This window comes from Rhizobium sp. 768_B6_N1_8 (assembly GCF_051811225.1).
GTDB lineage: Bacteria > Pseudomonadota > Alphaproteobacteria > Rhizobiales > Rhizobiaceae > Rhizobium.
This window is the reverse complement of sequence record NZ_JBPWPV010000001.1, coordinates 2,860,523-2,882,590: the sequence shown is the minus strand read 5'-3', so window position 1 is coordinate 2,882,590 and position 22,068 is coordinate 2,860,523. Positions and strand designations below refer to the sequence as shown.

General features: G+C 60.6%; 20 protein-coding genes. 11 read left to right on the top strand and 9 right to left on the bottom strand.

The genetic code is table 11. The features are described 5' to 3' along the window. The first annotated feature begins 56 nt into the window (after positions 1–56). The 4 genes from AB8B33_RS14815 to AB8B33_RS14800 all read left to right on the top strand — a co-directional run bounded on the left by AB8B33_RS14815 (position 57) and on the right by AB8B33_RS14800 (position 4,785). The gene (locus tag AB8B33_RS14815) at positions 57–1,442 is read left to right on the top strand and encodes an aldehyde dehydrogenase family protein (protein WP_439015957.1); all 1,386 of its coding nucleotides are present in this window, start codon (positions 57–59) and stop codon (positions 1,440–1,442) included. Next, positions 1,439–2,593 (top strand): iron-containing alcohol dehydrogenase, encoded by a 1,155-nt coding sequence (locus AB8B33_RS14810; RefSeq protein ID WP_439015956.1) that lies wholly within the window; start codon positions 1,439–1,441, stop codon positions 2,591–2,593. The genes AB8B33_RS14815 and AB8B33_RS14810 overlap by 4 nt, the downstream gene beginning before the upstream one ends. Positions 2,594–2,829: 236 nt before the next feature. Continuing rightward, complete coding sequence (locus AB8B33_RS14805; RefSeq protein ID WP_007824085.1) at positions 2,830–3,540, top strand: ParA family protein; 711 nt, start codon at positions 2,830–2,832, stop codon at positions 3,538–3,540. Between the two features lie 129 nt (positions 3,541–3,669). Next, the gene (locus tag AB8B33_RS14800) at positions 3,670–4,785 is read left to right on the top strand and encodes a helix-turn-helix transcriptional regulator (RefSeq protein WP_439015955.1); all 1,116 of its coding nucleotides are present in this window, start codon (positions 3,670–3,672) and stop codon (positions 4,783–4,785) included. A gap of 6 nt (positions 4,786–4,791) precedes the next feature. Here the strand turns inward: AB8B33_RS14800 and AB8B33_RS14795 are convergent, their stop codons facing one another. Continuing rightward, positions 4,792–6,177, bottom strand: a complete 1,386-nt coding sequence (locus AB8B33_RS14795) for a L,D-transpeptidase family protein (RefSeq protein ID WP_439015954.1) — start codon at positions 6,175–6,177, stop codon at positions 4,792–4,794. 255 nt (positions 6,178–6,432) lie between these two features. Here AB8B33_RS14795 and AB8B33_RS14790 point away from each other — a divergent pair, with 255 nt between their 5' ends. From AB8B33_RS14790 to AB8B33_RS14780, 3 genes are all read left to right on the top strand, one after another. Next, positions 6,433–7,269 carry a DUF4432 family protein gene (locus tag AB8B33_RS14790; protein ID WP_439015953.1) on the top strand — a complete coding sequence of 279 codons (837 nt, stop codon included), beginning with the start codon at positions 6,433–6,435 and terminating at the stop codon, positions 7,267–7,269. An 86-nt stretch (positions 7,270–7,355) separates the two neighbouring features. Further along, entirely contained in the window at positions 7,356–7,694 is a 339-nt protein-coding gene (locus tag AB8B33_RS14785; RefSeq protein ID WP_113324539.1) for a TIGR01244 family sulfur transferase, read from the top strand. Between the two features lie 75 nt (positions 7,695–7,769). Then, positions 7,770–8,114: a RidA family protein gene (locus tag AB8B33_RS14780; RefSeq protein WP_113324538.1), complete on the top strand. Its 345-nt coding sequence runs from the start codon at positions 7,770–7,772 to the stop codon at positions 8,112–8,114. A 59-nt stretch (positions 8,115–8,173) separates the two neighbouring features. On the opposite strand, the gene AB8B33_RS14775 is transcribed toward AB8B33_RS14780, so the two are convergent. The 4 genes from AB8B33_RS14775 to AB8B33_RS14760 are packed head-to-tail and all read right to left on the bottom strand — an operon-like array spanning position 8,174 to position 12,990. Beyond that, positions 8,174–9,832, bottom strand: coding sequence for a thiamine pyrophosphate-binding protein (locus AB8B33_RS14775; protein WP_439015952.1), 1,659 nt, complete (start codon positions 9,830–9,832; stop codon positions 8,174–8,176). 13 nt (positions 9,833–9,845) lie between these two features. Next, the gene (locus AB8B33_RS14770) at positions 9,846–11,045 is read right to left on the bottom strand and encodes a CaiB/BaiF CoA transferase family protein (RefSeq protein WP_439015951.1); all 1,200 of its coding nucleotides are present in this window, start codon (positions 11,043–11,045) and stop codon (positions 9,846–9,848) included. Between the two features lie 44 nt (positions 11,046–11,089). Then, entirely contained in the window at positions 11,090–12,046 is a 957-nt protein-coding gene (locus AB8B33_RS14765; protein WP_113325781.1) for a DMT family transporter, read from the bottom strand. After that, entirely contained in the window at positions 12,043–12,990 is a 948-nt protein-coding gene (locus tag AB8B33_RS14760) for an alpha/beta fold hydrolase (protein WP_439015950.1), read from the bottom strand. The genes AB8B33_RS14765 and AB8B33_RS14760 overlap by 4 nt, the downstream gene beginning before the upstream one ends. Before the next feature lie 170 nt (positions 12,991–13,160). Between AB8B33_RS14760 and AB8B33_RS14755 the strand changes: the two genes are divergently transcribed. The 4 genes from AB8B33_RS14755 to metF all read left to right on the top strand — a co-directional run bounded on the left by AB8B33_RS14755 (position 13,161) and on the right by metF (position 17,743). Continuing rightward, entirely contained in the window at positions 13,161–13,898 is a 738-nt protein-coding gene (locus AB8B33_RS14755; RefSeq protein WP_439015949.1) for a ribonuclease T2 family protein, read from the top strand. Between the two features lie 108 nt (positions 13,899–14,006). Next, entirely contained in the window at positions 14,007–15,656 is a 1,650-nt protein-coding gene (gene ettA, locus AB8B33_RS14750) for an energy-dependent translational throttle protein EttA (protein WP_113322247.1), read from the top strand. A gap of 158 nt (positions 15,657–15,814) precedes the next feature. After that, positions 15,815–16,840 carry a metalloregulator ArsR/SmtB family transcription factor gene (locus AB8B33_RS14745; protein ID WP_113181102.1) on the top strand — a complete coding sequence of 342 codons (1,026 nt, stop codon included), beginning with the start codon at positions 15,815–15,817 and terminating at the stop codon, positions 16,838–16,840. Further along, positions 16,841–17,743, top strand: a complete 903-nt coding sequence (gene metF, locus AB8B33_RS14740) for a methylenetetrahydrofolate reductase [NAD(P)H] (RefSeq protein ID WP_439015948.1) — start codon at positions 16,841–16,843, stop codon at positions 17,741–17,743. A 428-nt stretch (positions 17,744–18,171) separates the two neighbouring features. Here metF and AB8B33_RS14735 read toward each other — a convergent pair whose 3' ends face one another. From AB8B33_RS14735 to AB8B33_RS14720, 4 genes are all read right to left on the bottom strand, one after another. After that, a complete protein-coding gene (locus AB8B33_RS14735) occupies positions 18,172–19,077 on the bottom strand; it encodes a DMT family transporter (RefSeq protein ID WP_439015947.1) in 906 nt (301 codons plus the stop codon). A 95-nt stretch (positions 19,078–19,172) separates the two neighbouring features. After that, positions 19,173–20,399, bottom strand: coding sequence for a lytic murein transglycosylase (locus AB8B33_RS14730; protein WP_113322248.1), 1,227 nt, complete (start codon positions 20,397–20,399; stop codon positions 19,173–19,175). An 83-nt stretch (positions 20,400–20,482) separates the two neighbouring features. Further along, entirely contained in the window at positions 20,483–21,280 is a 798-nt protein-coding gene (locus AB8B33_RS14725) for a glycoside hydrolase family 25 protein (RefSeq protein ID WP_113322243.1), read from the bottom strand. A 120-nt stretch (positions 21,281–21,400) separates the two neighbouring features. Next, the gene (locus tag AB8B33_RS14720) at positions 21,401–22,054 is read right to left on the bottom strand and encodes a class I SAM-dependent methyltransferase (RefSeq protein WP_439017256.1); all 654 of its coding nucleotides are present in this window, start codon (positions 22,052–22,054) and stop codon (positions 21,401–21,403) included. Between the last annotated feature and the right edge of the window lie 14 nt (positions 22,055–22,068).

Sequence of the window (22,068 nt, the reverse complement as noted above, 5' to 3'; positions counted from 1 at the left end):
TACGGAGAACAAGTCGTGGTGTCTTTCCCTGCGGCCAAGAAAACAGGATTTAGATCATGACGATGATCCAATGCATTTCGCCGATTGACGGCTCTGTTTACGCGGAGCGTCCGGCGCTTTCGCTTGAAGCGGCAAAGGAAGCCGTGGCGCGTGCGCGCAAAGCGCAGAAAGCCTGGGCCAAACGCCCGCTCGAAGATCGCGTCCAACTGGTGCTGAAGGGCGTCGCCCGTCTCAACGAGATGTCCGATGTCGTCGTGCCCGAGCTTGCATGGCAGATGGGCCGGCCGATCAAGTATGGCGGCGAATATCGCGGCTTCAACGAGCGCTCCAACTATGTCGCCTCGATCGCAGCCGATGCTCTGGCTCCGCTCGTCGTCGAAGAAAGCGACAAGTTCGAGCGCCGTATCGAGCGCGAAGCCCATGGCGTCGTCTTCGTCGTGGCGCCCTGGAACTACCCCTACATGACGGCGATCAACACGATCGCGCCGGCGCTGATGGCGGGCAATACCGTCGTGTTGAAGCATGCCTCGCAGACGCTGCTCGTCGGCGAGCGGCTGGTGCAGGCCTTTGTTGAGGCCGGTATTCCAGAGGATGTGTTCCAGAACGTCTTCCTAGACCATGAGACGACCTCGGCGCTGATCGCCGCCGGCAGCTTCAACTTCGTCAATTTCACCGGTTCGGTCGAAGGCGGTCGCTCGATGGAACGCGCTGCGGCCGGCACCTTTACCGGTCTTGGCCTCGAGCTCGGCGGCAAGGATCCGGGCTATGTGATGGAGGATGCCGATCTCGACGCCGCCGTCGACACGCTGATGGATGGCGCGACCTATAATTCCGGCCAGTGCTGCTGCGGTATCGAGCGCATCTATGTGCATGAATCGCTCTATGACGCGTTCGTCGAGAAGTCGGTCGCCTGGGTTTCGAACTACAAGCTTGGCAACCCGCTCGATCCGGAGACCTCGCTCGGCCCGATGGCGCACAAGCGCTTTGCCAAGGTGGTGCGCGAGCAGATCGCCGATGCTGTTGCCAAAGGCGCCAAGGCGCTGGTCGATCCGAAGCTTTTCCCGGCCGATGACGGCGGCGCCTATCTGGCACCGCAGATCCTCGTCAATGTCGACCATTCCATGGCCTTCATGCGCGAAGAGACCTTCGGCCCAGCCGTCGGCATTATGAAGGTTAGGAATGACGACGAGGCATTGGCGCTGATGAATGACAGCCAGTACGGGCTGACTGCTTCGCTCTGGACCAAGGATGCGGAGCGGGCAGGACGGCTCGGCCGTGAAATCGAAACAGGCACTGTCTTCATGAACCGCGCCGATTATCTCGATCCGGCTCTGTGCTGGACCGGCGTCAAGGAAACCGGCCGCGGCGGCTCGCTGTCGATCATCGGCTTCCACAATCTGACGCGCCCGAAATCTTACCATCTCAAGAAGGTTACAGCATGAGCAGCGCCAACATCACCGCAAACTGGAGCTATCCGACATCAGTCAAGCTCGGCCGCGGCCGCATCAAGGAACTGGCCGACGCCTGCAAGAGCCTCGGCATGAAGAAGCCGCTGCTCGTCACTGACCGCGGCCTCGCCTCGATGGCGATCACCAAGAACGCGCTCGACATTCTCGAAGATGCCGGCCTCGGCCGCGCGATCTTCGCCGATGTCGATCCGAACCCGAACGAGAAGAACCTCGAAGCCGGCATCAAGGCCTTCCGCGACGGCGGCCATGACGGCGTTGTTGCCTTCGGCGGCGGTTCGGGCCTCGATCTTGGCAAGTGCGTGGCCTTCATGGTCGGCCAGACGCGCCCGGTCTGGGATTTCGAGGATATCGGCGACTGGTGGACACGGGCGAGCGTCGAAGGTATCGCGCCGATCGTTGCCGTACCGACCACGGCGGGCACCGGCTCGGAAGTCGGTCGCGCCAGCGTCATCACCAATTCCGTGACGCATGTGAAGAAGATCATCTTCCATCCGAAGTTCCTGCCGGGCGTCGTCATCGCCGATCCGGAACTGACGGTCGGCATGCCGAAGATCATCACGGCCGGCACCGGCATGGATGCCTTCGCCCATTGCCTGGAAGCCTATTCCTCGCCCTTCTACCATCCGATGTCGGCCGGCATCGCGCTGGAGGGCATGCGGCTCGTCAAGGAATTCCTGCCGCGCGCCTATAAGGAAGGCACGGATCTGGAAGCCCGCGCCAACATGATGTCGGCAGCCGCTATGGGCGCTGTCGCCTTCCAGAAGGGTCTCGGCGCCATCCATGCGCTCTCGCATCCGATTGGCGCCGTCTACAACACCCATCACGGCATGACCAATGCCGTCGTCATGCCTGCAGTGCTGCGCTTCAACCGCTCGGCTATTGAAGAGAAGATCGCACGTGCGGCAGCCTATCTCGGAATTTCGGGCGGCTTCGACGGTTTCTATGATTACGTGCTGAAGCTGCGTTCCGAACTCAACGTCCCTGACAATCTGACGGCGATGGGAATCACCCCCGACCGGCTCGACGAACTGGCGGCGATGGCGATCGAAGACCCGAGCGCCGGCGGTAATCCGGTTGCATTGACGCTTGAAAATACCAAGACCCTGTTTGCGGATTGCTTCTGATCAGATAAAGGCGGACCTATCAACTGGCCCGGAAAACCTTGGTTTTCCGGGCTTTTTTGTTTTTAGCGCATGCTTATTTCTGATGATGCGAAAAATGCAGGCCGCAATTTCAGCGGGTCCGTTTAACGGTTTGTTAACCACGATTGGCAAGGATGAGTTAACCGCACGATGCTCCGACAGTGCGATTAACAACGAGCGATGCCGGCTCGCGCCATTTCCCTTCGAGGACTAAGAATATGCCAGTCATCACATTCGCAAATACCAAGGGCGGTGCCGGCAAGACCACAGCCGTATTGCTGCTTGCTACCGAACTTGCCCGTCAGGGCTACCGCGTCACCATCCTCGATGCCGATCCGCAGCACTGGATTTCGCGCTGGCACGAAATTTCCGGCCATGTGGCAAACATCAGCGTCATCGATTTCGTAACGACCGCCTCGCTGCCGCAGCACATCAGCGAAAACAAGCAGAATACCGATTACTTCATCATCGACCTGCCGGGCGCGCGCAATCCGCTGCTGGCAACAGCCGTCGGCCTCTCCGACCACGTGCTGATCCCGATCCAGGGCTGCGCCATGGATGCACGCGGCGGCGCCCAGGTTCTCGAACTGCTCCAGTATCTGGAGGAGAAGGCAGGCATCAAGATCGGCCATTCGGTCGTGCTGACCCGGGTCAACTCCATGGTCACTACCCGCGCGCTGCAACTCGTCAAGGCGCTGCTGAACGAGCGCCACGTGCCGGTTCTCGATACGGCGATCATCGAACGCTCGGCCTTCCGCGACATCTTCGATTGCGGCGGCACGCTGCATACGATGGATCCGATGCGCGTCAGCAATCTCGACAAGGCTCGTGAAAACGCCCTCTGTTTCGCCGAGGAAATCATCCGCAAGGTGCCGGGCCGGCTGCCGGTTGCCATTCGCCTAGCAAACGCCATGGGCCGTGCTGCCTGATCAGACTAGCGGGGGGTAGGGAAATTGATGCCTCGGCTTCGACCGGGGCATTTTCCATTTGAAATTACATTTGCTCACTGGTGTAATGGTTATCAGGTTGTAAAAATCCCTTCACGCGCGAAGCAACGCATGAGCATCACCCGGCAAGTCGACGACAAGCTTATCGATTCCATCTACGGAATCGTTTTTGGCGAAGCGCGATGGGATACGTTTCTGACGGAGTTGAACGGGCTGTTGCCGGGGGCGGGAACCAGCCTTTTCTATCACGACGCTGCGCGGGCGGAAGGTTCGTCGCAATTCCACATCAACATGGATCAGTCGTGGATCGACACCTACACGCGCTATTACTGCCGGCTGAACCCGTGGATATCCGGTCTGGATAGGACACCCACGGGGCAGGGGGCAATCGGCGAGGATTTCATATCCTATGCGGAGCTTTCCAGGACCGAGTTCTTCAATGACTTCTGGCATCGGCATGAAGGTCACGGCGCCGTCGGCATGGCGATCCTGCGCGAGGGCAGCCGGTCGTTCAATCTTTCGATCACCACGACCCGCTGGACCGACCCGAATGAGAGCCGGGCCTGTGCTGGGCTTCTGACACGGATCGGGCCGCATCTGAGGCGGGCCTTCATCGCGCTGGAATCCGGTGGCCGGCAAAAGAGCCATTCGGAGATCAACGGACGACTGTTCGATGCCATTGGGGTCGGTGTGCTCCTCCTGAATTCAGAGCGACGACTGATGTCCACCTCTGGCTTGGGAGAGGCGGTGCTCGAACAGGGAACAGGTGTTTGGCTTTCACCGCTCGGAACGGTGCATCTTGCCGACAAGGATGCCGACGACCGCCTCACACTGATGCTGCGGCATGGAGAGGAGGCGGAGCGTCAGCAGACGGTTCTGACCGACGGCCGGAAGATCACCTTGCTCAAGCTTGAAAAGAGCCTCCAGCCACGCTTCTTCGAAAGGCCTGTTGTCGCCGTCCTGATCGAGCCGAAACAAAGGCCCGCGGGGCTGAGTGATGAGAAACTGCGCAACGATTTCGGTCTCACGCAGGCTGAAATCAGGGTCGTCAGGGCGCTGGTTTCGGGAGGCTCGGTTGCGGGCCTGGCTGCCGAAACCAGCCGTTCACGAGAGACGATCCGCTCGCAGGTGCGGTCCGTCTACATGAAGACGGGTGCCAGGAAGCAGGTAGAGCTCTTGCGTCTCATCCAGTTCGGCGAGCGCCCGGCCGAGGCGCCGGGCGAATAGATTTCCTCAATCGACGAATTCGACCGTCACGCCAGGCTTGACCATCTTGGCAAGCTCCGTCGCATCCCAGTTCGTCAGGCGAATACAGCCATGGCTCTGGGTGCGGCCGATCCTGGAGGGGTCGGGCGTGCCGTGAATGCCATAGGTGGGCTTGGAAAGCGCCATCCAGACCGTACCAACCGGGCCGTTTGGACCGGGCGGGATATCGAGGATCCTGTCATTGGCGCCTTGCTGGAAATTGATCTTGGGATTGTAGGTATAGCCTGGATTGAAGGCGACGCGCTCGACGGTGACGATGCCTGATGGAGATGGCGTGTCGGTGGAGCCGATCGAGGCGGGGTAGGCGGCAACGAGGTTGCCGGCGTCGTCATAGGCAAAGACCTGCTTGCGGCCCTTGTCGGCGAGGATCTTCGCGACTGCGCCCTTCTTGTTCTCGCCGGGATTGACGACCTTGATGACGGTGCCTGGAATTGTGAAATCCGCGCCGGGGTTCATTTCCTTCAGGAAGTTCTCGTCCATGTGGAAACGTTCGGCGAGCGCTTCGGTTACGGATGTGTAGGCGAGGGACGGCAGGAGCGCCTTCTGTGAATAATCTTCCGGGATCTGTGCGACATAGGGACCGGCCGCATCCGCATCCGTGATCGTGTAGTTGACGACCGGCAGGCCGCCATTCATGCGCAGTTCTTCGAGGATCGCATCCGTATTGTTTGGATCGAGCTTGGTGCCGGTCATCTGTTCATAGGCGTAGACCGCCTTGGTGACATTGGAGCCCATATGGCCGTCGATGACACCGGGCGAAACGCCTGAGCGATCCAGAAAGACCTGAAGGGCCACGATCTCGGGCTTCGACTTGTCCTTGAGGGTGATCACAGGTTCCTGCGGTACCTGACGCGGCTCATCGGCGGGTGGAATCTGCTGATCGGGCTCGATTGCGGCATAGTCGTCCTGACCCTGTTGGTCGCCGGGGTAAGGCTGATCCTCGAGTGGCCGGCGCTCTATGGCAGCATCCTGCGGAATGGAACCGGTTACCGGGCCGCGCTCGGAATAGCGCGTGTCGCCATGGCGGTTATCGTCAGGATAATAGGGATCGTTATTGTAGGCGTCGTTATAGACTTCGCGATTTGTGCGCGGTGAATAATAGCCGCGGGCGCGCATCTCGGTGGCGATGATGTTGCCGTAGCGGTCGACCAGTACGCGATTGCCGCTGTAGTCACGGGCATAGACGAAGCCGCGGCCGGGCGGGACATAGTCGAGAATTTCGCCGCCTGGCGTCACCAGCACGATATCGCTCCGGTTTCGGCCATATTGCTGGGCATCGGCCTGTGGCGCGACGGCAGCGAGCGCCAACAGCATGGCCGAAAAAGAAAAGGCCGATTTCATAAAGCGATTCACGTCTCACACCTCGATCAGTGGCTCGGCAGACACACACCTGCGAATTTTGACGCTAGTGTGGAATTTCTTAAGCCGTGCTGAACAAAACATAAAAACAACGGTGTTTTGCGTTTACTCATAAACGCTTGCGCGAAGATGACGTTCCTGTGAAGTCGCCGGTTGCGGTGCTCCCTGACCATTTCACCGGTGTCGATTGACGAGGGTGATCGCACGACCTAACCCTACCGCAACCAAGATTCCCCGGGAGGACAGCCGATGATCGAATTTGCCGCCGCAAGCGGGCCGCGCCTGATGCTGGACGAAACATCGGTGCTGGATATCGCCGGCTGCATTATCGAGGGCGTGGATATCGCGCCCAAGCGGGCCATTCCCGACGATGGCGACCCGCGAATCGATCACTCGCTGGAAGGCTTCCTCTTCACCTGCGGTCCTGATCATATCCGCCACCGGCAGCCCATTCCCGGCACTGATGGTAAGATCTATCCGCTGCACGGCTCTGCCTCCGGCCATCCGGCCAAGGTGCTGTGGACGAGGTTGGAAAACGGCGATGCCGAATGCCGCGCCGATATCGACATCACTACGGTCGAGGGCCTGCCGCAGCGCATCGAGCGGCTGTGGCGGATCGACGGGGCGACCGGCGAGGTCTCGCTCGAAGATCGCGTCGTCAATACGAGCAGCGAGACGGTGCCGACCTTCCTGATGTACCATATGAATACCGGCGGCAAATGGCTCGACGCGGCGACACGGCTCGAAGGCCGGATGCTGGAAGGCGGTGGCTTTCCCTGGACCTTCGGCGAGGAGCCGGGCGGCATTTTCTGCGTCGAGGCTCCGGCCACTGAAGATGGTTTCGCCGAAGTCCGGCTCGGGCCGATTGCTGCGATCCGCGGCAAGACGCTGAGGGTGCGTTTCCGCGCCGATACGTTGCCGCATCTGCAGATCTGGCGGAACCAGAAGGCGCCGGCGCATATTATCGGTATCGAACCGGTGTCGCACCGGTGGGTGCTGCGCCATGAGCTGGAAGCGGCCGGTGAGTTCAACTGGCTGAAGCCGGGTGAAAGCCGCAGCTACGGCCTGCGTTTCGCTTTCGTCTAATGAAGGGGCGTTCGGCGAAGACGTGTTGACGCCTACGGGAGTGCGTCGTAGACCTTCAGCCCACCATTTTCGAGGAGATTGAGACGATGGATATCCGCCAGATCGACGATGAATACTCCGTTTCCGGCCAGATCACGGTTGACGAACTCGACCAGATCAAGGCGCTCGGCTTCAAATCCATCGTCTGCCATCGTCCGGACGGCGAAAGCCCGGACCAGACGCCTTTTGCCGTCATCGAAGCCCGTGCCAAGGAGCTTGGCCTGCAGGTCACCCATGTGCCGGTCGGCCCGATGGGCGTGACCGAGGAAGCTGTGCAGGGCATGGTCGACGCACTCGACGAATTCGAGCGCCCGATGCTCGGTTACTGCCGCTCCGGCGCACGCTCGACGGCGATCTATCAGAAGACGCACCACATTCGCGCTTAGTCTTCAGTTTGGAAGGCTGAATATTCCGATGCCGCCTGAAGGCGGCGTCTTTCATTTGATGAACAGGAGAACACGATGAGCATCAAGCGTATCGACATCGGCGCCCGCATGAGCGGTGCCGTCATCCACGGCAACACCGTCTATCTCGCAGGCCAGGTCGGCGAAGGCGAAAGCGTTTCCGATCAGTGCAAGTCGGCACTCGGCGAAGTCGACCGTCTGCTCGCCGCTGCCGGCAGCAGCAAGTCGAAGATCCTGCAGACGATCATCTATCTCTCCGATATCGCTTACTTCGCAGAGATGAACGCCGTCTGGGAAGGCTGGATCGACCCCGCAAACCCGCCGGCCCGCGCCACCAGCGAAGCCAAGCTCGCTGCGCCGAAGTACAAGGTCGAGTTCATCGTCACGGCTGCTCTCGACTAAGAGCGCTCAAGAGCGACCAATCAAAGCCGGTGAAGTGTGAACCAGATTGGTTCACGGCCTCACCGGCTTTTTGTTTGGGCGATTTCCGAGAGAGTGCGGGTCGGCGTGATCGCTTCGGGATCAAGCTTGATTTCGATGATCGCCGGCTTTCCGCTGTCGCGCGCCCGCTCGAAGGCCGGTGCAAAATCCTCGGTCTTTTCCACCGTCTCGCCATGGCCGCCATAGGCGCGGGCAAGGGCTGCAAAATCCGGATTGGTGAGGTCGGTGGCGCTGACCCGGCCCGGATAGTCGCGCTCCTGATGCATGCGGATCGTGCCGTAGATGCCGTTGTTGACCACGACCGCTATGATCGGCAGGTCGTAGCGCACGGCGGTCGCAAATTCCTGTCCGTGCATCAGGAAACAGCCGTCGCCGGCAAAGCAGATGACTTGCCTGTCGGGAAAGAGCCGCTTGGCGGCAACGGCGGCCGGCAGGCCGTAGCCCATGGAGCCTGAGGTTGGCGCTGCCTGCGTATTGAAGCGGCGGAAGCGGTGGAAGCGATGCACCCAGGTGGCATAGTTACCGGCGCCGTTGGTGAAGATCGTGTCCGGCTTGGTATTGGCTTCCAGCCATTCCATGATCGGTCCCATTTGGACGGCGCCCGGACCCGTCGCCGGCGGCTTCGACCAGGAGAGATAGGCCTGATGCATCCGCTCGGTTCGTTCGGCCCAGCGCGGTTCAGCCGGGGCTTCCAGATCGGCGAGCGCTTCGACGAAATCGGCGGGACTGGCGCAAATCGCCAGATCCGGGCGGTAGACACGACCGAGCTCGGACGGATCCGGATGGATATGGACGAGTGACTGAGCCGGGTAGGGGATATCGAGCAGCGTGTAGCTCGATGAGGGCATTTCCGACATGCGGCTGCCGAGCAGGATCAGCAGGTCGCTTTCCTTGATCTCTTTCGCCAGCGCCGGATTGATTCCGATACCGACATCGCCGGCATAGGAGGGATGCAGATGATCGAACAGCATCTGGCGGCGGAAGGAGCAGCCGACCGGCAGGTTGAAGCGCTCGGCGAAGGTCTGGAAATCGGCGACCGCGTCGGCATCCCAGCGGGTGCCGCCGAGGATGACCATCGGCCGCTCGGCCTTCAAGAGGCGCAGGTAGAGATCATCGATCTGGCTGCGGCCCGGATGGGCTTCGACGCGCGTATGGCGCTTGGCGCGAGGCGCTTCGACCTCGTCGCGCAGCATATCCTCGGGCAGCGTCAGTACCACCGGACCCGGACGGCCCGATGTGGCGATCGCAAAGGCGCGGGTGACGAATTCCGGGATACGGGCGGCATCGTCGATCTCACCGACCCATTTGGAAAATTCGGTGAAAGCGCGGCGGAACTCGACTTCCTGGAAGGCTTCGCGCTCGCGCGCCTCCCGCTGCACCTGGCCGATGAAGAGGATCATCGGGATCGAATCCTGCCGGGCAATGTGCAGGCCGGCGGAGGCATTGGTGGCGCCGGGGCCACGGGTGACCATGCAGATGCCGGGTTCGCCGGTCAGCCGGCCCCAGCAATCCGCCATCATGGCAGCACCACCCTCCTGGCGGCAGACGATAACGTCGATATCGCTGTCATGCAGGGCGTCGAGCACGGCGAGGAAGCTCTCTCCCGGCACGCAGGAGAGGCGTTTCACGCCGTTTGCCTTCAGCGCCTCGACGATCAATTGCCCGCCTGTCCTCTTCATGGCCCCTTCCTTCTCATGGCGATGTCTTCCTCTCCCATTCTACCAGTTCGGTCAGAACCTCTTCATTGTGCTCGCCAAGGCGCGGGCTCGGCCGTTCGTAACGCAGCGGCGTTTCCGATAGCACGACCGGCGTGCGCACACCCGGGATCATCGTGCCTGCGGCATCCGGCAGATCGATGCGCAGGCCGCGCGCGACAATCTGCGGATCGGCAAACATTTCTTCGATCGTGTTGATGGCGCCGGCCGGGACGGCGTTGTCCTCGCAAGCCTTCAGGAGGTCGGCTTTTTGCCATTTCAGCGTTTCGGTGGAGACCATCCGGCGCACTGCATCTCTGTTGGCGACACGTGCCTTGTTGGTCGCGAAGTTCTCGTCATCGGCGATGACGAGGCCGAGGATCGTGCAGAGCCGGCGAAACTGGCCGTCATTGCCGACGGCGAGAATGAGATAGCCGTCAGCCGTCGGCACGACCTCATAGGGCGAGATATTCGGATGTGCATTGCCGAGGCGCACTGGCGCGCGGCCGGAAACCAGATAATTCATGTTCTGGTTGGCAAGAATTGCCGATTGCACATCGAGCAGCGCCATGTCGATCAGCTGGCCTTCGCCCGCCTTCAGGGCATGGATGAGGGCAGCTTCGATCGCCGAGACCGCATAGATGCCGGTGAAGATATCTGCAATCGCGACACCCGCTTTCATCGGCTGTCCATCTGGTTCGCCCGTTATCGACATGAAACCCGACATGCCCTGGACGATATAGTCGTAGCCGGCGAGACTGGCGTAGGGGCCGGTCTGGCCGAAGCCGGTGATGGAGCAATAGACAAGGCGCGGATTGATCGCTTTCAGGCTCTCATAGTCGAGCCCGTATTTGACGAGGCCGCCGAGCTTGAAGTTTTCGATCAGCACGTCGGCGGTGGCGACGAGGCGGCGCACCAGCGACTGGCCTTCCTCGCTTTTCAGGTCTGCGGTGACGGAGCGCTTGCCGCGATTGGCGGAATGATAATAGGCGGCGGAGAGATTTTCGCCATCCGCGCCTTCGACGAAGGGCGGCCCCCAATGCCTGGTGTCGTCGCCGCCATCAGGGTTTTCCACCTTGATGACATCGGCGCCGAGATCGGCCAGCATCTGCCCCGCCCAGGGGCCGGCCAACACACGCGCAAGCTCGATCACCCTAATGCCCGCAAGCGGCGGCTTCTTCTTCACGTCTTCCGTCATGTTCCTCCCAAATTCCTCCCAATTCCTCCTATGGGCGGCGGATTTCAGGGCGCCCTCGTTGCCTCAGATGTATCGGATACGGGTTTGGAAGCAAAGCGCCGCTCGCGCCAGATGATGTAGAGGCCCGACGCGATGACGATGAGGATGCCGAGCCATTTCAGCGCGTCCGGGAAATCGGCGAATACCAGCCAGGCAAAGACCGTGGCCGAGACGATTTCCAGATATTGCAGCGGCGCAAGCGTGGAGGCCGGGGCGGCGCGATAAGCGTAAGCCGCGAGAATGCCCGTTATCGCTGCGGCAATGCCCGTACCCAGCAAGTAGCCGAAGGCGGGAAGATCGGGCATGGTCGTGTCGAAAATGTCGGAGCCGCTGCCATAACCGAAGAACAGGATGACGGTGCAGAAGAAGATGCCCCAGAGGCCGGTTTGGAACTGCATGGCCCAGGGATCTTCCCGGTGTGACAGCACGCGTGTCATCAGCGCGAAGACGGCGATGCAGAAGGCGCTGACGACGGGCAGCAGGGCGATATAGCCCACCTGCTCGAAGCTCGGCTGGATGATCAGCATGGCGCCCAGGAAACCGACGGCGCAGGCGCTGTAGCGGCGCCAGCCGATGGTTTCCTTCAGGAAGATGCTGCCGAGGATCGTCAGGATGATCGGCTCGACGAAGAAGATAGCGATGGCATCGGCAACCGCCATGACCTTCAGCGTTGTGACGAAGCAGATCATCGAGATGGTGACCATCGCGCCGCGGATGGCATGATACCAGCTCTGCTTCAGCGAGAACTGGATCTTTGCGCCGCGCAGGAAGATGAAAGGCAGCATTGTGAGCGCCTGGATGACGAAGCGGAAGCCGGCCACTTCAGTGGAGGAGATGGTTGTCGTCGCCAGCTTCGAGAAGATGTCGATCAGCGGCGAGATCAGCACCGAGAGCAGCATGAAAAGCAAGCCGAACGTCACCTCGGATGAGGCGGGATGGCGGGTGGAACTCAGGCTCGTCATCTCAGGTCCTTTCGCTCGGGACCGCGGATTGCCTCGTCGCACCAACCGGCGAAATCCGCAATTGCCGTTTCCGCGCCGATCTCGTTCAGCGTTTCATGTCGCATGTCCTGATATATCTCAGTGCTGATACGGGAGAAGCCTCGGCTTTTCAAACGCTTTGACAACCAGAGCACGGCTTTTCCATTGTTGGTTGCCGGGTCCTTGCCGCCGCCGACCAGATGGATCGGCATGTTCTTCGGCAGGGTCTCGAGCCGTTCCTTTTCGATGCCGCGGAAGGTGAGGGCGAAGACATCGAGCCAGAGCGACACCGAAGCATCGAAGCCGCAAAGCGGATCGGCAATATAGGCGTCGACCTCGGCCGGATCGCGCGACAGCCAGTCGAATTCCGTACGGTGATCGGGAACGGATTTGCCCCAGGCGGAAAATGTCAGCCTCGGCAGCATGTCACTCGGCACGTCCGAGCCTTTCAGCATGCGTTCGGCAAGGAGGATCGCCTGTGCAGCGCGGCCGGAGAGACCGACGGCGAAAATCGAATTCCAGACGGCAAGGGCTGCGAAACGGCGGGGAAGATCGGCGGCTGCATTCAGCGCGATCAGGCCGCCCATGGAGTGACCGAGCAGAATGACGGGCAGGCCCGGGTGACGGCCCGTGGCAAAGGTGTGCATGGCGGCGATATCGCTGATGACACTCTCAACACCGTTGCGTCTCGCAAAGCGACCGAGCGGCGCATCATCGGCCGTTGTCTCGCCGTGGCCGCGATGGTCATGCGCATAGACATGGTAGCCGCTTGCCGCCATGGCCCCGGCAAAGCGGCGGTAACGGCGGGAATGTTCGGTAAGACCGTGTGAAATCATCAGGATGGCGCGCGCTTGCCCCACGGCGGGCTGGTGATGATAGGCAAGCGAAGCCGCGGCGTTTTGCAGCCGCAATGTCTCGGAAAACATGCATTCCTCCCACGCCCAAAAGACCAGATATCAAGGCAAATGCAATATTGCGGTTTCGCTCATACATAAGAAAAGCATGCTTGCCCCTGCGATTCAGGGTTGCGCAAACTTCGGCTTCATGCTTGTTTGTTCCTGTATTGTTCTTTGTCGGAGCTATTTCGGGGCTAATAATGGGCAAGTTTCTACTCTCGGTTTCCATCCTGTTCCTTTCGCTGTCGTCAGTCGTTTCCGTATCCGCACAGGAAAGCGGGCGCACACGGTTCATCCTTGCGGCAAGCTGGCAGCCGGCATTCTGCCAGACCAACCAGAAGAAGGCTGAATGCGCCAGCCAGAGCGGCGACCGCTATGACGCCACCAACTTTTCTCTCCATGGTCTGTGGCCGATGCGGAAGGACTATTGTGACGTATCCGCCGACCAGAAAGCCGCCGACAAGGACGGCCAGTGGATGAGCCTGCCGGCGGTGAACCTTTCGGCCGAGACGAAGAGTGCGCTCGACAAGGCGATGCCCGGCACGCAATCGGCGCTCGAGCGGCATGAATGGATCAAGCACGGCACCTGCACGAAAATGAGTGCCGACGATTATTTCGCCACCGCCATTCATCTGATGGGCGATCTCAATGCTTCGGCCGTGCGTGATCTCTTTGCCGCCAATGTCGGCAAGACGCTGAAGGCCGATGCAATCAAGGCGGCCTTCGACAAGAGCTTCGGCGCAGGTGCCAGCGACCGGGTGAAGATGAGCTGCCGGCGCGTCGGCAACAAGCGCGTGATCAGCGAACTGACGATCGGGCTTTCGCAGGATACCGTTTCGGCTCAAGCGAAGGAGAAGGGCCTCGGTGGCCTCATCCAGGGGGCAGGGCAGACTTCCTTCGGCTGTGACGAAGGCATTGTGGATGCAGCCGGCTTCTGACGGAAACATGCCGAAATCCCGACGAAACGGGGTTTCGGCGTTGCCCGACGGCGTGGTTTCGCCTACATAGCGGCCACGATTTCAAGTTTCCGCCCGGAGCATCCCAGCATGGCACGCCAGTTCATCTATCATATGTCCGGCCTCAACAAGGCCTATGGCAATAAGAAGATCCTCGAGAATATCCACCTTTCCTTCTATCCCGATGCCAAGATTGGTATCCTGGGTCCGAACGGCGCCGGTAAGTCCACCGTGCTGCGCATCATCGCCGGTCAGGACAAGGAATATACCGGTGAAGCCTGGCTCGCCGAAGGCGCGACGGTCGGATACCTGGAACAGGAACCGAAACTCGATCCGAACAAGACAGTGTTTGAGAATGTCATGGAAGGCGTTGCCTCCAAGACGGCTGTGCTCGAGCGCTACAACGAATTGATGATGAACTATTCCGACGAGACGGCGGACGAGGGTGCAAAGCTCCAGGACATCATCGACAGCCAGAACCTCTGGGATCTGGAAAGCCAGGTCGAGATGGCAATGGAAGCCCTGCGCTGCCCACCGCGCGACGCCGAAGTCACCAGCCTTTCGGGTGGTGAGCGTCGCCGTATCGCACTTTGCCGCCTGCTGCTGTCGCAGCCGGATCTGCTTCTGCTCGACGAACCGACCAACCATCTGGACGCCGAAACCATCGCCTGGCTCGAAAAGCATCTGCGCGATTATCCGGGCGCCGTGATGATGATCACCCACGATCGCTACTTCCTGGACAACGTCACCGGCTGGATCCTGGAACTCGATCGCGGCCGTGGCATCCCCTACGAAGGCAACTACTCGGCTTACCTGCTCGCCAAGGCCAAGCGCATGCTGCAGGAAAACCGCGAAGAGGCAGGCCGCCAGAAGGCGATCAGCCGCGAACAGGAATGGATTGCTTCCAGCCCGAAGGCCCGCCAGGCCAAGTCCAAGGCGCGTATCAAGTCCTACGAGCAACTGGTGGAGGCCGCCGAGAAGCAGCGTCCCGGCGACGCGCAGATCATCATCCCGGTCAGCGAGCGTCTCGGCCAGGTTGTCATCGAAATGGAAGGCATCACCAAGGGCTTCGAGGGCCGCACGCTGATCAACGACCTGTCGATCAAGCTGCCGCCGGGCGGCATCGTCGGCATCATCGGCCCGAACGGCGCCGGCAAGACGACGCTGTTCAAGATGATCACCGGCCAGGAAAAGCCGGATGCTGGATCGGTCCGCATCGGCGAAACCGTGCATCTCGGTTATGTCGACCAGAGCCGCGATGCTCTCGACGGTAACAAGACCGTCTGGGAGGAAATCTCCGGCGGCGCCGAAATTATCAAGCTCGGCAAGTTCGACATGAATTCCCGTGCCTATTGCGGCGCCTTCAACTTCAAGGGCGGCGACCAGCAGCAGAAGGTCGGCAATCTCTCGGGTGGTCAGCGCAACCGCGTTCACCTTGCCAAGATGCTGAAGGCCGGCGGCAACGTTCTGCTGCTCGACGAACCGACCAACGACCTCGATACGGAAACGCTGGGTGCTCTGGAAAGCGCGCTGGAAGCATTTGCCGGCTGCGCCATCATCATCAGCCACGATCGCATGTTCCTCGACCGTCTGGCCACGCACATCCTCGCTTTCGAAGGCGAGGGCCATGTCGAATGGTTCGAAGGCAACTTCGAGGACTATGAGCAGGACAAGGTCCGCCGCCTCGGCCCCGACGCCTTGAACCCGGGCAGCCAGGCCCACAAGCGCCTGACGCGCTGATCGGCTCTTTGCGCTTTTCGAAAGCCCCGGCTGGTCCGGGGCTTTTTTGATGTCTGCTGTCGTTATCACCACAGGCAAGTTCGCAAATCGGTAAAATGCCGCTTGCCTCGGCTATCCAAATCACATAAAGATATCTTTATATCTTGATTGGGTAGAATATGAGCGAACCCCTAAGGCTTGGACTGGATGCGCTGGTGGACGTCTTGAAGGCGGCCGGCGAACCGACGCGCCTGCGGCTGCTGGCGCTGCTGGCGGCGGGCGATCTCACCGTGACAGATCTTACGGAAATTCTCGGCCAATCCCAGCCCCGTATCTCCCGGCACCTGAAGCTGCTTGGCGAAGCGGAATTGATAGACCGCTATCAGGAAGGCGCCTGGGCCTATTTCCGGCTGGCGCAGGAGGGCAAGGCCGCTGCCCTGGTACGGGCCTTGCTGAAGCATGTCTCCGAAAACGATCCTGTCGTCCAGCGTGACGGCGAGCGTCTGGCGTCCGTCAAGCGCCAGCGTGCCGAGCGGGCGCAGGCCTATTTCAGCCGCAACGCCGCCGAATGGGACGAGCTTCGCCGTCTGCATGCTGCTGACGAGGAGGTGGATGCGGCCGTCATCAAGCTGCTCGGGGCCAATCCGATCGATTCCCTGCTCGACCTCGGCACCGGCACCGGCCGCATGCTGGAGCTTCTCGCCGGCCGTTATCGCCGGGCGATCGGCGTCGATGCCAGCCGCGACATGCTGAGCGTGGCGCGCGCCAATCTCGACAAGTCCCGCATCACCACGGCTTCGGTGCGCCACGCCGATATCCTGAACCTGCCTTTCGAGGGGCAGGATTTCGATCTGGTGACCATCCATCAGGTGCTGCACTTCTTCGATCAGCCTGACATCGCGATCACGGAAGCCGCGCGCATGCTGCGGCCGGGCGGACGTCTCGTCATTATCGATCTGGCGCCGCACAATCTCGAATATCTTCGCGACGAACATGCCCATGTGCGTCTCGGCTTTTCGCATCAGGCCATGTCGGACTGGGTGCGCAAGGCTGGGCTCGATATAGAGCAGGTCGTCGACCTTCATCCGGGTCAGCAGGGCGAGCAGGGCCTCACGGTCACGGTCTGGCTCGCACGCGACCCGAGGCGCCTGATGGCCTCACTGGAGACGGAAGGCGCCGTACCTACATTTGCCGGGAGAGAATAAATGACCCAGAAAAACGACGCCCGCCGCCGCGATATCAGGATCTCCTTCGAGTTCTTCCCGCCGAAGTCCGAGGAGATGGAGGGCCAGCTCTGGCACACCGTCCGCGACCTGCAGGACTGGAACCCGGAATTCGTCTCGGTGACCTATGGCGCCGGCGGCACCACCAAGGCGCCGACGCTCTCCACGGTCACGCGCTTCCTGACCGATACGCCGCTTGCGACTGCGTCACACCTGACCTGCGTCAGCGCCACGAAGGAAGAGACGCATCAGGTGGTCGACAGCTTCCGCAAGGCAGGCGTCACGCATTTCGTGGCGCTGCGCGGTGATGCGCCTGGCGGCGTCGGTGCGCCCTATCAGCCGCATCCGGGCGGCTATGCCAATGCAGCCGAACTGGTGGCCGGCCTCAAGCAGATCGGCAATTTCGAAATCTCCGTCTCGGCCTATCCGGAAAAGCATCCGGAAAGCCGCGACCAGGCGGCTGACATCGAGATGTTGAAGCGCAAGGCCGACAATGGCGCCGACCGCGCCCTGACACAGTTCTTCTTCGACAATGACAACTTCGAGCGTTACCTCGAAAAGGTGCGTGCAGCCGGCGTCAGGATCCCTGTCGTGCCGGGCATCATGCCGATCCAGAACCTGACGCAGCTGAAGCGCTTTGCCGGCGCCTGCGGCACGGTCATCCCTGATTTCCTCGATCAACGTTTTGCCGGATATGACGACAAGCCGGAGGAGCGCGCCAAGGTTGCCGCCGATGTCGCAGCCGAGCAGATCGAGGATCTCGTCCGTCGCGGCCTCCACGAGTTCCATCTCTATACGATGAACCGTGCGCCGCTGGTTTCTGCCGTTCTCGCCAACCTCGGCCATTCGCGACAGACGGCGAGAAGCGCCGGCGCTGCCGCCTGATCAGACAGATACTGTTATCAGCATATAGGAAAAGCGCATGCCGGGCGGGGCATGCGCTTTTCAATATCTGGGGCTGATTGTTTCAGGAGTTCGGTATTCAGTCTTTACGCTTCGTATCGGCTCAAATGAAGAGCATGGATACGACGAATGCGAACGCTGCACTGACCAACAGGACATTCAAGGATTGCGTAAGTCCCATGTCTGCCTCCTCGCGTTAACCAGCTAATAATATGTCGGAAATGTGTTAGTTGGGAAGCGCTTCTTGTGCTGCACTGCCGAAGAGGGCAGTGGATAAGTCTAGCAACCACCCTGCAAGCTACTGAAATATAATTAGAAAATTAAGCTCTCAAAATTTAACGCTTCGTTACAAACCGATAGCAGCGATTCACGCTTTTGGCGAAAGAATGGCGCACTGCAGCATAATCATTTCAGGTTACCACGCCAGAGCGGTGGTAGATGCGACCATCCAGTATGACAAGTCCCGCGCCGATCAGCGCCATGCCGGCAATCTCGGTCATTTCCAGTCGCTCACCCAGGAACAGGAAGCCGAGCAGGATCGCGCTCGGCGGCACGAGCAGCGTCACCAGAGAGGCGTTGGTCGCGCCTGCAGCGGCCAGAATACGGAAGTAGAGAATATAACCGAAGGCGGTGGATAGCAGGGCGATTGCCAGAATGGCGGCGATGGCGTTGGCCGAAGGGATGGAGAGTGCCCAGGGATGGTCCATAACGAGCGACAGCGGCAGGGCGACCAGCGAGGATGCCGTCATCTGGCCGGCAGCGATGACGGGCGGCGCCACGCCCTTGAAGCGCTTGCTGTAAGTGGCGGCAAAGCCGTAGGAGACCGCTGCGACTACGGGTAGGAGAAGTGCCCAGAGGGGCAGGTCGCTGCCATCAGTGATACTCGGGCCTATGAGGACGACTGTGCCGAGAAGGCCGGTAAGGCAGCCGATGATCTTGGCCGAGGAGAGCTTCTCATCTGATGTCAGGTAATTGGCGATCAGCACCGTCCAGATCGGCGTCGTGGCATTGAGAATGGAGGCAAGGCCGGCGCCGATGCGTGTCTGACCGAAGAAGATCAGCGCGTGGGGCAGTGCGTTGTTGAGGATGCCGAGAATGAGGAATTCGCGCCACCGGCTCTTCAGCAGTGGATAGATGCTGAAGCGCCCGCCGATGTAGATATGCAGCGCGACGGCTGCGATGGAGAGGCGCAGGAAGACGAGGGTGAGTGGCGGCACCTCCACAACAGCGATGCGCGCGAAGAAGAAGGAGCCGCCCCAGATCAGACCGAGCAGGGCAAGAAGCCCCCAGGTCAAAGCACTCATTTTCTGTTCCATGCCGATCCCTCCCATTTGCTGGGAGGTTTAACCGATCGGCGGATAGCCGCCACCCGATTCATGCAGCCGGGTGGCGAAAGAGAAAATGTGAAGTCTCAGAGCGCGTTCAGCAGGGCCGGTGTCGCCCAGCCGTCGGCCGGTATGCCGAGGCGGAGCTGTTCCTTCTGGATCGCCACACGAGTGCCGGAGCCAAGGATGCCGTCGATCTCGCCGACGTCATGGCCAAGCGAATCGAGCTTCGTCTGCAGCTGCTTCATCTGGTCGTTGGAAAGGCCCTGTTCGGGCGTGCCCTTCTGATAGGTCGGGGCGCCGGAGAGGCGGGTCGCGAAATAGGCCGCAGAGGTCGTGTAGATGAACGACTTGTTCCATTCCAGATAGATCTTGAAATTGGGATAGGCGATGAAGGCTGGTCCAAGGCGACCCTGCGGCAGGACGAGATCGCCTTCGAGATTGGCGAAAGCGGTGTTGCCGTCACGCGGCTTGACGCCGAGGTTGAACCATTCGCCAGCCGTCATCGTGCCGCCGAGGCCCGACTTTTCCCAGGGAAGGTTATCTGGCACGGTGACTTCCTGCAGCCAGGGCTGGCCGCGCTCGAAGCCGAGATGCTGGATAAACTTGGCGGCCGTCAGGATCGCGTCCGGGCCGCTCTGCTTGAGGCGAACATGGCCGTCGCCGTCGCCATCCATGCCATAGGCGATGATATCGCGCGGCAGCATCTGAACCTGGCCGATTTCACCGGCCCAGGCGCCGGTGTTGGTCTGCGGGTCGAGGTCGCCATGCTGCACCATTTCGATGAGGGCGATCAACTGCGGGCGGAAGAGTTCCGGGCGCCGGCAGTCATGGGAAAGCGTCACCAGCGCGTTACGCGTGTTGAAATCGCCCTGTACGGCGCCGAAATCCGTTTCCATTGCCCAGAAGGCGGTGATGATCCCGGCGGGAACGCCGAATTCCTGCTCGGCGCGGGCAAAAACATCGGCATATTGCTTCATCTTCTGGCGGCCGATATCGAGGCGAGCCTGGCTGACGGTGCGCTGCGAGAATTCCAGAAAGGTCTGGCGGAAGACGCCCTGGGCCCGGTCGCGGCTCAGGACTTTGGGATCGATCTCAGCGCCGGCCAACGCCTGGTCTGCTGCTTCGGCGCTCGCACCCGCTGCAATCGCCTCTTTCTTGACGCCCTGGAGGAAGGTGGAGAGATCGCCACCGCAGGGTGCTGCCGGGGCCGAAGCTGCCGCATCCGGAGCCTGCTGGGCGGCAGCGCCTGTTGCTAGGACGCAGGCAAACAGAAGGGCAAGTGCAGAGCAGCTTTTGAGCGAGCGGTGCATGAAACGATCCTCGTAAAATGACATAGAATGCCGCCGATTTCACAGATGAATGTGACGGAAGCAAGAAAGATTAGGGCACGTTACTAAGAATTTCTATCCTTGGAAACGTCAGCCACCCAGTTGTTCCAGTTTTTCGCGGAGCCGGCGAAGACATTGATATCCGTTGGCCCCTGAATGCCGGGAATGACGCCTGTCGACGTATACTGCCAGAAGGCCCAGCGTCGGTCGGCATAGGTCACGTCAGGATGTTTGGCGGTCGAGCGGACCCAGAAATGATAGTCCTGGAAATAGCCGGCTAGATTCTCGCGGTGGAAATCGACAGAGGTGTAGATGATCGGCCGCTTGCCGTAATAGGCTTCCAGGCGATCCATGAAGCGCTGCATTTCAGAACGTACGGTGGCCGGGTCGGGGCGGAAGCGACAGGTCTTCGATTCTGCATTCCACTCGACATCCAGCACCGGCGGCAGACGCATGGATTCCCTGGGAACGTTGCGGATGAACCAGTCGGCCTGGTCGTCGGCGGAGGAGCAGAAATAATAGAAGTGATAGGGCGCATGCGGAATGCCTGACGCAGCTGCCTCGCGCCAGTATTCGTCAAAGCGCGGATCGATCCTGTCCTTGCCTTCGGTCGCCTTGATGAAGGCGAAGGCGACGCCGGATTTGCGCACCGTCTGCCAGTCGATATCACCCTGCCATTTGGAAATGTCGATGCCGTGGACAGCGTTTTGCTGCGGGCGCTTGGGCCCGAAATCCTGGGGATCGGTATCCTTGAAGCGGGCCTTCGGCTTTATAGAAGCGGTTTCGAGATAATCGTAACCCGTGGAGCTGCAACCGGCGAGCAGCAGGGCAAGCGGCAGGACGCAAAACAGAAGCCGACGCATAAATGTTCCGTCGTGATGATGGATCTGCCCCACAGCCTGACCTTCGAAAAGACGCGCCCTGCAGAGGGTATAACCCTCTTTTCTAATATCAACGTAAAAAAATGGTTATTTACAAGCGAATTATGAGCGCCTGCTGATAATCGCCGCCCGCCAGGCGTAACCGCCGCCGATCGTCTCGAACGACAGCCGCGCGTTGTTTTCAGCGGATTGCGCTTCCAGAACCTCGCGCAGATTGGCACGCGGCGTGACATGGAATTTGGCGAGCCAGGCCTGCAGCAGGCTGCGGAACCAGCCGGGCAGGCCCTCCTGCTGGCCGAAATCGACGATGTGGAGCTGGCCGCCGGGATTGAGCGCGGCAATCGACGCATCCACCGCGCGTTCCCAATCCGGGATCATCGACAGTGCATAGGAAATCAGAATGCGGTCGAAACCGGTGGTGCCGAATTCGCGCGGCGTATAGGCCGTGGCATCCGCCACCCGGAAATCCGGGACCGTCGCCTTGGTGGCGAAAGTCTTGCGGGCGGAAATCAGCATTTCCTGGGAAATGTCGAGACCGTAGAGCTTGGCCGTCGGGAAATGCTTGTGGGCAAGCGCCATGTTGCGGCCGGTGCCGCAGCCGACTTCTAGGAGCGTGCCGCCCTCGGGAACGTCGAGATTGCGGATCGTGCTGTCACGGCCGAGAAGATAATATTTGCGGGTGAGATCATAGAAATGGCGCTGGTAGCGGTACATGCCGTCCATCAGGTCGGCATGTTCCTCGCTCTTGACGGTCATCTCGTCGACTTTGC

Excerpts from the sequence above, each read along its gene's own strand:
- AB8B33_RS14815 (WP_439015957.1), top strand. The coding sequence starts at position 57 with ATGACGATGATCCAATGCATTTCGCCGATTGACGGCTCTGTTTACGCG.
- AB8B33_RS14810 (WP_439015956.1), top strand. The coding sequence starts at position 1,439 with ATGAGCAGCGCCAACATCACCGCAAACTGGAGCTATCCGACATCAGTC.
- AB8B33_RS14805 (WP_007824085.1), top strand. The coding sequence starts at position 2,830 with ATGCCAGTCATCACATTCGCAAATACCAAGGGCGGTGCCGGCAAGACC.
- AB8B33_RS14800 (WP_439015955.1), top strand. The coding sequence starts at position 3,670 with ATGAGCATCACCCGGCAAGTCGACGACAAGCTTATCGATTCCATCTAC.
- AB8B33_RS14790 (WP_439015953.1), top strand. The coding sequence starts at position 6,433 with ATGATCGAATTTGCCGCCGCAAGCGGGCCGCGCCTGATGCTGGACGAA.
- AB8B33_RS14785 (WP_113324539.1), top strand. The coding sequence starts at position 7,356 with ATGGATATCCGCCAGATCGACGATGAATACTCCGTTTCCGGCCAGATC.
- AB8B33_RS14780 (WP_113324538.1), top strand. The coding sequence starts at position 7,770 with ATGAGCATCAAGCGTATCGACATCGGCGCCCGCATGAGCGGTGCCGTC.
- AB8B33_RS14775 (WP_439015952.1), bottom strand. The coding sequence starts at position 9,832 with ATGAAGAGGACAGGCGGGCAATTGATCGTCGAGGCGCTGAAGGCAAAC.
- AB8B33_RS14770 (WP_439015951.1), bottom strand. The coding sequence starts at position 11,045 with ATGACGGAAGACGTGAAGAAGAAGCCGCCGCTTGCGGGCATTAGGGTG.
- AB8B33_RS14765 (WP_113325781.1), bottom strand. The coding sequence starts at position 12,046 with ATGACGAGCCTGAGTTCCACCCGCCATCCCGCCTCATCCGAGGTGACG.
- AB8B33_RS14760 (WP_439015950.1), bottom strand. The coding sequence starts at position 12,990 with ATGTTTTCCGAGACATTGCGGCTGCAAAACGCCGCGGCTTCGCTTGCC.
- AB8B33_RS14755 (WP_439015949.1), top strand. The coding sequence starts at position 13,161 with ATGGGCAAGTTTCTACTCTCGGTTTCCATCCTGTTCCTTTCGCTGTCG.
- ettA (WP_113322247.1), top strand. The coding sequence starts at position 14,007 with ATGGCACGCCAGTTCATCTATCATATGTCCGGCCTCAACAAGGCCTAT.
- AB8B33_RS14745 (WP_113181102.1), top strand. The coding sequence starts at position 15,815 with ATGAGCGAACCCCTAAGGCTTGGACTGGATGCGCTGGTGGACGTCTTG.
- metF (WP_439015948.1), top strand. The coding sequence starts at position 16,841 with ATGACCCAGAAAAACGACGCCCGCCGCCGCGATATCAGGATCTCCTTC.
- AB8B33_RS14735 (WP_439015947.1), bottom strand. The coding sequence starts at position 19,077 with ATGGAACAGAAAATGAGTGCTTTGACCTGGGGGCTTCTTGCCCTGCTC.
- AB8B33_RS14730 (WP_113322248.1), bottom strand. The coding sequence starts at position 20,399 with ATGCACCGCTCGCTCAAAAGCTGCTCTGCACTTGCCCTTCTGTTTGCC.
- AB8B33_RS14725 (WP_113322243.1), bottom strand. The coding sequence starts at position 21,280 with ATGCGTCGGCTTCTGTTTTGCGTCCTGCCGCTTGCCCTGCTGCTCGCC.
- AB8B33_RS14720 (WP_439017256.1), bottom strand. The coding sequence starts at position 22,054 with ATGACCGTCAAGAGCGAGGAACATGCCGACCTGATGGACGGCATGTAC.